Annotated in this window: 7 protein-coding genes and 1 rRNA gene (1 of these 8 cut by a window edge); all 8 read right to left on the bottom strand. The window is 45.6% G+C overall.

Translation table 11 applies throughout. The features are described 5' to 3' along the window. A 16S ribosomal RNA gene (locus JNUCC22_RS00040) occupies positions 1-649 on the bottom strand (it extends 901 nt beyond the left edge of the window). Positions 650-949: 300 nt separating this feature from the next. Beyond that, positions 950-3,409 (bottom strand): DNA gyrase subunit A, encoded by a 2,460-nt coding sequence (gene gyrA, locus JNUCC22_RS00035; protein WP_007615117.1) that lies wholly within the window; start codon positions 3,407-3,409, stop codon positions 950-952. Between the two features lie 215 nt (positions 3,410-3,624). Beyond that, positions 3,625-5,541 (bottom strand): DNA topoisomerase (ATP-hydrolyzing) subunit B, encoded by a 1,917-nt coding sequence (gene gyrB, locus JNUCC22_RS00030; protein WP_007409911.1) that lies wholly within the window; start codon positions 5,539-5,541, stop codon positions 3,625-3,627. Between the two features lie 56 nt (positions 5,542-5,597). Beyond that, the gene (gene remB / locus JNUCC22_RS00025) at positions 5,598-5,843 is read right to left on the bottom strand and encodes an extracellular matrix regulator RemB (RefSeq protein ID WP_004392908.1); all 246 of its coding nucleotides are present in this window, start codon (positions 5,841-5,843) and stop codon (positions 5,598-5,600) included. A gap of 17 nt (positions 5,844-5,860) precedes the next feature. Beyond that, entirely contained in the window at positions 5,861-6,973 is a 1,113-nt protein-coding gene (gene recF, locus JNUCC22_RS00020) for a DNA replication/repair protein RecF (protein WP_007409910.1), read from the bottom strand. A gap of 15 nt (positions 6,974-6,988) precedes the next feature. Then, a complete protein-coding gene (rlbA, locus tag JNUCC22_RS00015; RefSeq protein ID WP_004392910.1) occupies positions 6,989-7,204 on the bottom strand; it encodes a ribosome maturation protein RlbA in 216 nt (71 codons plus the stop codon). A 134-nt stretch (positions 7,205-7,338) separates the two neighbouring features. Further along, positions 7,339-8,475 carry a DNA polymerase III subunit beta gene (dnaN, locus tag JNUCC22_RS00010; RefSeq protein WP_014416704.1) on the bottom strand — a complete coding sequence of 379 codons (1,137 nt, stop codon included), beginning with the start codon at positions 8,473-8,475 and terminating at the stop codon, positions 7,339-7,341. Positions 8,476-8,659: 184 nt separating this feature from the next. Beyond that, positions 8,660-10,000 carry a chromosomal replication initiator protein DnaA gene (gene dnaA / locus JNUCC22_RS00005; RefSeq protein WP_007409908.1) on the bottom strand — a complete coding sequence of 447 codons (1,341 nt, stop codon included), beginning with the start codon at positions 9,998-10,000 and terminating at the stop codon, positions 8,660-8,662.

The following is a 10,000-nucleotide window of genomic DNA, read 5'->3' as shown; positions in this document are numbered from 1 at the left end:
TTTCCAATGACCCTCCCCGGTTGAGCCGGGGGCTTTCACATCAGACTTAAGAAACCGCCTGCGAGCCCTTTACGCCCAATAATTCCGGACAACGCTTGCCACCTACGTATTACCGCGGCTGCTGGCACGTAGTTAGCCGTGGCTTTCTGGTTAGGTACCGTCAAGGTGCCGCCCTATTTGAACGGCACTTGTTCTTCCCTAACAACAGAGCTTTACGATCCGAAAACCTTCATCACTCACGCGGCGTTGCTCCGTCAGACTTTCGTCCATTGCGGAAGATTCCCTACTGCTGCCTCCCGTAGGAGTCTGGGCCGTGTCTCAGTCCCAGTGTGGCCGATCACCCTCTCAGGTCGGCTACGCATCGTTGCCTTGGTGAGCCGTTACCTCACCAACTAGCTAATGCGCCGCGGGTCCATCTGTAAGTGGTAGCCGAAGCCACCTTTTATGTCTGAACCATGCGGTTCAAACAACCATCCGGTATTAGCCCCGGTTTCCCGGAGTTATCCCAGTCTTACAGGCAGGTTACCCACGTGTTACTCACCCGTCCGCCGCTAACATCAGGGAGCAAGCTCCCATCTGTCCGCTCGACTTGCATGTATTAGGCACGCCGCCAGCGTTCGTCCTGAGCCAGGATCAAACTCTCCGATAAAGTAGTTTGACTGACTACGCACATCGCTGTGCGATTTATTTAAAACTTTGAATTAACAGGTACGTTTTGTCTTGTTTAGTTTTCAAAGAACTTTTTTCACTTCTCTCGAAGCGACCTCTTAATCATAACATTTTCAGTTTGCTAGGTCAATACTTTTTTTGAAAAATATTTTCGCTAGGCTTGCCTTTCTATTAAAAAGACAACAAAAATTATTATATCAGCATCATCATTATGTGTCAAAGCTTTTTTTCATTTCTTTATATAGTAAAAGCGCAGCCTGTTACAGCTGCGCTTTTACGTTTATACTTCTTCCGTTTCTTCCGGCTCTTCTTCATTCTTTTCCACAAGCGCCACAGTGGCTACATGCTCGTGATCAGACATGCGAATCAGACGGACGCCTTGTGTTACGCGTCCCGTAGTGGAGATATCATTAATATCCATTCTGATTAACACGCCGCTTGCCGTAATAATCATTAAGTCCTCTTCGCCTTTTGTTGCTTTCACGGTTACTAACGGACCGTTGCTGTCAGTGATTTTACATGTTTTAAGGCCTTTTCCGCCCCGGCTTTGAACTCTGTATTCTGAAGCCGGTGTGCGTTTGCCGTAGCCGTTTTCTGTCACTATGAGGACGTGGGAGTCTTCTTCAAGAATCTCCATGCCTACAACGACATCATCGTCTGTCAGCGTGATGCCTTTAACACCCGCAGCTGTGCGTCCCATTTGTCTTACATCTTCTTCAGGGAAACGGATCAGCAAACCGTTCTTCGTTCCGATGATGATTTGTTTCTTGCCGTCAGTCAGGCGGACGGCCATCAGTTCATCGTCTTCCCGGAGACCTAGGGCGATCAGTCCGTTATTCCGTATATTCGCAAACTGGGACAGTGCCGTACGTTTCGACACCCCTTGTTTGGTCGTAAAGAAGAGGTATTGCTCCTCATCAAACGTGCTGACCGGAATAATGGCATTAATCCATTCGCCTTTTTCAACTTCCAGAAGGTTAATAATCGGAATGCCTTTTGCCGTACGGCCGTATTCAGGGATTTCATATCCTTTAGAACGGTATACCTTCCCTTTATTAGAGAAGAACAGGATCGTATCGTGCGTTGATGTGGAAATTAAGTGTTCCACAAAGTCATCTTCATTCGTTCCCATTCCCTGTACGCCTTTTCCGCCCCTTTTTTGGCTGCGGTATGTGGACGCCGGGAGACGTTTAACATAGCCGTTATGGGTCAGTGTGATGACGATGTTTTCTCTCTCGATAAGATCTTCATCTTCAATTGTTTCAAGACCGGACGTCACGATTTCAGTGCGTCTCTCATCATTGAAACGCTCTTTGATTTCATTAAGTTCTTCACGGATGATCTCAAGAACTCTTTCTTCATTGGCTAAAATATCTTTCAGCTCGGCGATAAGCGCAACAAGTGATTGATATTCCTCTTCAATCTTTTCGCGCTCCAGACCGGTTAATCGCTGAAGGCGCATATCCAGAATGGCTTGCGCTTGTTTTTCAGTCAGTGAGAATTGTTCGATCAAACCCGTTCTCGCAATTTCAGCCGTCTGGGAACTGCGGATAAGAGAAATAACAGCATCTAAATGATCGAGAGCGATTCTTAAACCTTCCAGAATGTGAGCTCTCGCTTCCGCTTTGCGAAGTTCGTAAGCCGTTCTGCGCCGGATCACAATCTTTTGGTGATCAAGATAATGCTCCAGACATTGTTTCAGGCTCAGTACCTTCGGCTGTCCGTCAACGAGCGCCAGCAGGTTGATTCCGAAAGACGTCTGCAGGGCTGTTTGTTTGTACAGGTTATTCAAAATGACGTGAGCATTGGCGTCACGGCGAATCTCAATGACGATTCTCATTCCGTTACGGTCGGATTCGTCACGCAGATCGGTAATTCCTTCGATTTTTTTGTCCCGGACAAGATCTGCGATTTTTTCAATTAATCTCGCTTTGTTCACCTGATAAGGAAGTTCTGTGACAATAATTCTTTCTTTTCCCGATGATGTCTCTTCGATTTCAGCCTTAGCCCGGATCGTAATGGATCCCCGTCCGGATTCATATGCCTTGCGGATGCCGCTCCGGCCCAAAATCTGACCTGCAGTCGGAAAATCCGGGCCCGGGATGTATTCCATCAGCTCCTGGTTTGTAATCTCAGGATTCTCGCTTACGGCAAGCACGCCTTCAATGACTTCCCCAAGCTGATGCGGAGGAATATTTGTCGCCATTCCGACCGCAATACCGGCAGCTCCGTTTACGAGCAGATTCGGAAATCTCGAAGGCATGACGACAGGTTCTCTTTCTGCGCCGTCATAGTTATCTTGATAATCAATCGTATCTTTCGTAATGTCCCGGAGGATTTCCATTGCAATTTTTGACATTCTCGCTTCTGTGTAACGCATCGCGGCCGCTGAGTCGCCGTCAACCGAACCGAAGTTGCCGTGTCCGTCAACAAGCATGTAGCGGTAGTTAAAATCCTGCGCCATTCTGACCATTGATTCGTAAACCGCTGAGTCACCGTGCGGGTGGTACTTACCGATAACTTCACCGACGATACGGGCAGATTTTTTATATGGTTTGTCACTGGTCATGCCTAAATCATTCATTGCGTACAAAATCCGCCTGTGAACCGGCTTCAGACCGTCACGCACATCCGGAAGCGCCCGGGATACGATAACGCTCATTGCATAGTCCAGGAAGGATGTCCGCATTTCCTGACTGATATTGACTTCACGTACTTGTGGTGTGTTTTGTTCACTCATTAAAAAAACCTCCCTGAAGTATCACATGAAATAATGTGGGAGTAGATTGTCCATTATGATCTTCAATACGATTTCACTATTCTCCATTATATCAATAAACTTGTGTTTATACACATTAATTTAGTAGAATATACGGGTTTTGCGGGTTTTCAGAGGCTTTAGAAGCCGCTTTGAGAAAAAAGCCTTATTTCTTAACGAAAATAAGGCTTTCTTGGTTAAATATCAAGATTTTTCACGTATCTGGCGTTTGCTTCTATGAAGTTTCTCCGTGGTTCTACTTTGTCACCCATCAGCATTTCAAAAGTCTCGTCAGCGTCCATTGCATCTTCAAGATTAACTTGCAGAAGCGTTCTGGTCGCAGGGTCCATTGTCGTTTCCCAAAGCTGAGTCGCGTTCATTTCTCCAAGACCTTTATAACGCTGGAGGCCGGGCTTAGGTGATTGCGGAAGTTCTTTTAACAGCTCATCAAGCTGCTTATCATTATAAGCGTATTCCACCCGTTTTCCCTGCTGCACTTTATAAAGCGGCGGCTGGGCAATGTAGACATAGCCGTTTTCGATGATTTCCCGCATGTATCTGTAGAAGAACGTTAATAAAAGCGTTCTGATGTGGGCGCCGTCAACATCGGCATCCGTCATGATGACCACTTTATGATAACGCGCTTTTTCAAGATTAAAATCTTCTCCGATTCCTGTTCCGAGGGCCGTTATCATTGATCTGACCTCATTGTTTGAGAGAATCTTATCAAGTCTGGCTTTCTCAACGTTCAGAATCTTACCGCGCAGCGGCAGAATGGCTTGGAAGTGACGGTCCCGTCCCTGTTTCGCTGATCCGCCCGCAGAGTCACCCTCTACGATATACAGCTCGGAAATGCTCGGATCTTTAGAAGAACAGTCCGCCAGTTTGCCCGGCAGATTGGAAATCTCAAGCGCACTTTTGCGGCGGGTCAATTCCCGCGCTTTTTTCGCTGCCATCCGCGCTCTTGCGGCCATTAAACCTTTTTCAACGATTTTGCGGGCTGAGTCCGGATTTTCAAGAAGGAATGTTTCCAGCGCAGAAGAAAACAGCGTGTCAGTGATCGTTCTCGCTTCGGAGTTGCCGAGCTTCGTTTTCGTCTGACCTTCGAATTGCGGATCAGGGTGCTTAATTGAAATAATGGCAGTCAGCCCTTCTCTCACATCATCCCCGCTTAAATTCGGGTCATTTTCTTTGAAAATCCCTTTTCTTCTTGCATAGTCGTTTATGACACGGGTCAGACCGGTTTTAAATCCGGCTTCATGCGTGCCGCCTTCGTATGTGTTGATATTATTTGTGAAAGAATAAATATTGCTTGTATAGCTGTCGTTGTATTGCAATGCAACTTCAACCGTTATGCCGTCTTTCTCGCCTTCGATATAAATCGGCTCTTCATGAACGACTTCTTTGGAACGGTTTAAGTACTCAACATAGCTTTTGATTCCGCCTTCGTAGTGGTACTCGTTTTTCCGTTCTTGTCCTTCACGTTTGTCTTCAATCGTGATGTTTACGCCTTTTGTCAGGAAGGCCAATTCCCGGACACGGTTTGAAAGCAGGTCATAGTCGTATTCGGTTGTTTCTTTGAAAATTTCCGGATCCGGAACGAAGTGCGTAATCGTTCCGGTCTTATCAGTATCACCGATCACTTCAAGATCGGCCACAGGTACACCGCGCTCGTACGCCTGATAGTGGATTTTTCCGTCACGATGAACCGTAACGTCAAGAGTGGTCGACAAGGCGTTTACGACAGACGCCCCTACACCGTGAAGACCGCCGGATACTTTATATCCGCTTCCGTCAAATTTACCGCCGGCGTGGAGAACGGTCATGATGACTTCAACCGCAGGGCGGCCCATCTTCTCCTGGATACCGACCGGAATCCCGCGCCCGTTGTCCTTAACGGTAATGCTGTTATCTTTTTCAATTTCGATGTTAATATCTGTACAATAACCGGCCAGGGCTTCGTCAATACTGTTGTCGACGATTTCCCACACCAAGTGGTGAAGGCCTTTGCTGTTAGTTGATCCGATGTACATCCCCGGTCTCTTTCGAACAGCTTCCAAACCTTCTAATACCTGTATCTGATTCTCATCATAACTATTTTGCTGCTGTTCCATAGCCATGCACATTCACCTACACTTTTCTTAAACGATATATTCATTGTAAAGATCCGCTAAGAATCTATTTCTAACATAAATTGCGCACGTTTCTTCAGTGTGCCGGAAGATAAGGGAGAGTAATATATATTCTCAGTCGTGACTACGATAGACTTTGGCGTGCCGTTTACGGACGGCACTACTTTTTCTTTCTGTCTGTCCAGAAATTCTTCAACGATCGGCGATACATTGACCTTGCAGTCAAAAATGCCGACGATATCGCGTGTTGAAACGACAAAGTCGTCACCTAAATGAATATACAATCGCTCACCTCATTTCTTCACTTCACTAACGTACCGTTTTCCACACGGAACATTCCTGCTTGATGTAAGGTATCGTGGTCAATGCCATCCACGCTTGTCGTGGTGACAAATGTCTGCACACGGCCTTGGATCGTATGAAGCAAATGGGACTGTCGGTAATCATCCAGCTCGCTTAGTACATCATCCAAAAGTAAAATGGGGTATTCTCCGATTTCTTCATGAATCAAATCTATTTCGGCCAGCTTCAAAGACAAAGCCGTCGTACGCTGCTGTCCCTGCGAACCGTACGTCTGCACATCGCGTCCGTTCACATAAAAAAGGACATCATCCCGATGCGGTCCGAATAATGTGACGCCTCGTTCTATTTCTTTTTCTTTTAATTTCGAAAAAGACTCCTGGTAGCTGTTACCTATTTTCGACAAATCTTTGGGATCTGATACATCAAGCGCCGTGTGGTACTTAAGCGTCAGTTCTTCAAGTCCCCGGGAAATGCCGGAATGGATCGGCTGCGCCCATTTTTCAAGCTGCGCCGTAAACTGCAGACGTTTGGCGACAACTTTTGCGGCTGCTTCAATCAGCTGATCAGTGAGAACGTCAAGCATGGTCCGGTCAGTCTGTTTCCGGCTTTGCAGCTGTTTCAGAAAATGATTCCGCTGTGAAAGGATTTTTTGATAAAGAGATAAATCATACAGATAAACGGCAGAAACCTGCCCGATCTCCATATCGAGAAATCTCCTCCTCACCTGGGGGCTTCCTTTGACGAGATTTAAATCCTCAGGGGCAAACATAATGGTGTTCAGCGCTCCGACATACTGACTGAGTTTTTGCTGCTCTATATGATTGACCTTGCCCTTTTTACCTTTTTTGGAGATGACAAGCTGCATCGGGATGTCCCCGTTTCGCTTCATCACTCTTCCTTCTATTTTAGCATAGTCTTCGTCCCACCGTATAAGTTCTTTGTCATTTGAGGTGCGGTGTGATTTTGCCATCGAAAGGACATAGATGGCTTCCATCAGATTGGTTTTGCCTTGGGCATTTTCCCCGATGATCACATTCACCTTGTTTTCGAATTGAAGCTCAGCGCGCTCATAATTACGGTAGGATGTTAATTCTAAATTTTGGATATACAACCGCTGTCACCCGCTTTAATTGACGACTTGAAATGAACCAAATCCTTCAATCGCGACCACGTCTCCAACGTAAAGCTTTCTGCCGCGGCGATTGTCAGGTTCATTGTTGACAGTCACCTCATGCTCGCTCAGAAACCACTTCGCCATGCCGCCGGACTGAATCACATCGGCTAATTTTAAAAACTGGCCAAGCGTAATCATTTCTGTATCAATCGAAATCGGATTTGCCATAATATCGACCTCTTTCAAATATCACTAATATCTAATTGTACTAAAAAATCCTGAAATAAGGAAAGGGAAAACTTGAGGGAGCGGCTGATGAATAGAAAAGCTGCCGAACTAAGCCGGCAGCACATTCTGTTTGATTAATACGTTCTGACCGGAAGGATGAGCTGAACGATGGTTTCATCATTCGGCGTACGGATAAGAAACGGTCTCATCGCTCCCGTAAAACTGATACGGATGTCCGCTCCTTCAAGTACTTTCAGTGCGTCCATCATATATTTTGGACTGAATGAAATATTTAATTCCTCGCCGTCAATCTGGTCAGCCAGCACAGCTTCGACCACTTTCCCGATTTCCGGAGAATTTGATGAAATCTCCAGCGAATCCGCCGGTTTGGCAGAAAGCTTTACAACGTTGTTGCGGCCTTCTCTCGCCAATAAAGAAGCACGGTCTATCGCCTGTAAAAATTCCTTCGTGTTCACGACGATTTCCGTTTTGCTTTCCTGCGGAATTAAGCTGGTCGTGTCCGGATAGTTTCCGTCAAGCAATCTTGAGAAGAACAATACGTTTTTCGCTTTGAACAGAACTTGGGTTTCTGTAATGACGATATCAACCAGTTCTTGGTTGTCATCAAGAATTTTGCTCAGCTCGGTTAAGCTTTTCCCAGGAATGACCACGTTATAAGAGCTGTCTTCCGGAATATCAAGCTTCGCCTTTCTTAAAGCGAGTCGGTGGCTATCCGTGGCAGTGCATAATAATTCACCGTTTTCGACTTTCCAGTTTACACCTGTCAAGATAGGGCGTGTTTCTGAGGCGGACACAGCGAACACCGTTTGGCGGATCAGGTTTTTCAAAAGATCCGTCGGAATCTGAATGGCGTGATGCTCTTCGATTTGCGGCAGATGCGGATATTCATCTGCATCAAGGCCGTTTAAATTAAATTCGGCTTTTCCGGAACGGATAATCGTTAAATATTGATTTTGAACTTCGATTTCAACAGTCGCCATTGGAAGTTTTTTAACGATTTCGCTGAAGAAACGCGCTTGCAGCACGATACTTCCCGGCTGATCGATCGTCACGATTTCTTTATCATCTTCTTCTTTCGGAATGAATGACTCGATTGAAATATCAGAGTCACTTCCTGTGAAAGATACTCCTTCATCTGAGGCGACGATCTTAATACCGGTGAGAATGGGAATTGTGGTTCTGGATGAAACGGCTTTTAGAACGTCTTGTACACTTTCGACTAAACGATCTTTTTGAATCGTAAATTTCATGTTTATCCTCCTAACGGATAATATAATTAATATATTTTAAAAATAGCAGTAGTAATAGTAGGGCCTGTGGATTTGTGGATAAGTTGTGAAAAAGACAGGAAACACAGCCTATCCACATGTGGACAGACTGTGTATGGCTATGAAAAAGTTATTCACACTTTCCCCGATTCATCCGAGGGCACTATTATTTAAGCAGTTCTTTTATTTCTTTCACCTGCTGCTGAAGCTGCTCGTCATCAATCAGCAGTTTTGAAATCTTTTCATGGGCGTGAATGACGGTTGTATGGTCTCTGCCGCCAAATTCTTCCCCGATTTTAGGCAAAGAAGAATCCGTCATTTCTCTTGAAAGATACATCGCAATTTGTCTTGGGAACGCCACGGATTTCGTGCGCTTTTTCGCTTTGAAATCTTCAAGCTTAATGTTGAACTGCTGTCCGACAATCCGCTGAATCTCTTTTATCGTAATGACCTTCGGCTTAGAAGACGGAATAATATCTTTCAATGCTTCTGCAGCCAGGTCTGCGTTAATGTCTTTATTGATTAAGGATGAATAGGCGACAACCCGGATTAATGCCCCTTCCAGTTCGCGGATGTTGCTGTCAATCTGATTCGCGATGTAAAGCATGACCTCGTTCGGAATATCAAGACCTTCCGCCTTCGCTTTTTTTCTCAGGATGGCAATCCGCGTTTCCAGATCCGGCGGTGTGATATCCGTAATCAATCCCCATTCGAACCGCGAACGCAGGCGGTCTTCAAGGGTCGGGATCTCTTTCGGCGGTCTGTCGCTGGAAATCACGATTTGTTTGCTTTCTTCATGAAGCGTGTTGAATGTATGGAAAAACTCTTCCTGTGTTTGTTCTTTTCCGGCTAAAAATTGAATATCATCTATCAAAAGTACATCAACGTTCCGGTAGCGGTTGCGGAAATCAACGGCTTTATTATCGCGGATTGAGTTGATGAATTCATTTGTGAATTTTTCAGAAGACAGGTACACCACTTTGGCTGAAGGATTATGATCAATGACATAATGGCCGATCGCGTGCATTAAGTGGGTTTTTCCTAAGCCGACTCCACCGTATATAAATAAAGGGTTGTACGCTTTAGCGGGTGCTTCCGCCACAGCCAGTGATGCTGCATGGGCGAATCGGTTTCCCGATCCGATGACGAATGTGTCGAATGTATATTTCGGGTTGAGCATGCTTTGGGGAAAATCAGACGGTTCCTCTTTTGCCGCTTTTTTCACTTGCGGTTTCGGTAAAAAGTTTTCTTCGTCCTGATTTTGAGGAATGACAAATTTGACGCTCAATTCTTCCCCGGTTAATTCGTATATGGTATCTGCAATGAGATGTAAGTACCTGGACTCCAGCCAGTCTCTGGCAAATTCATTGGGAGCGGTGATGGTTAAGGTATCCCCTTGCAGCGAATGGGCTTTCGTCGACTTCATCCAAGTTTCGAAACTCGGTTTGCTTAGCTTTTTCTCAATTTGAGCTAGAGCTTGATTCCAAAGATCCAATATATTCTCCAT

This window comes from Bacillus sp. JNUCC-22, assembly GCF_018861275.1.
GTDB lineage: Bacteria > Bacillota > Bacilli > Bacillales > Bacillaceae > Bacillus > Bacillus velezensis.
The sequence above is the reverse complement of the archived record's forward strand: the minus strand, read 5'-3'. Positions and strand labels throughout refer to the sequence as shown.

What these genes read in the sequence shown, in the direction of transcription:
- gyrA (WP_007615117.1), bottom strand. Translation starts at nt 3,409, where the DNA reads ATGAGTGAACAAAACACACCACAAGTACGTGAAGTCAATATCAGTCAG.
- gyrB (WP_007409911.1), bottom strand. Translation starts at nt 5,541, where the DNA reads ATGGAACAGCAGCAAAATAGTTATGATGAGAATCAGATACAGGTATTA.
- rlbA (WP_004392910.1), bottom strand. Translation starts at nt 7,204, where the DNA reads ATGGCAAATCCGATTTCGATTGATACAGAAATGATTACGCTTGGCCAG.
- dnaN (WP_014416704.1), bottom strand. Translation starts at nt 8,475, where the DNA reads ATGAAATTTACGATTCAAAAAGATCGTTTAGTCGAAAGTGTACAAGAC.
- dnaA (WP_007409908.1), bottom strand. Translation starts at nt 10,000, where the DNA reads ATGGAGAATATATTGGATCTTTGGAATCAAGCTCTAGCTCAAATTGAG.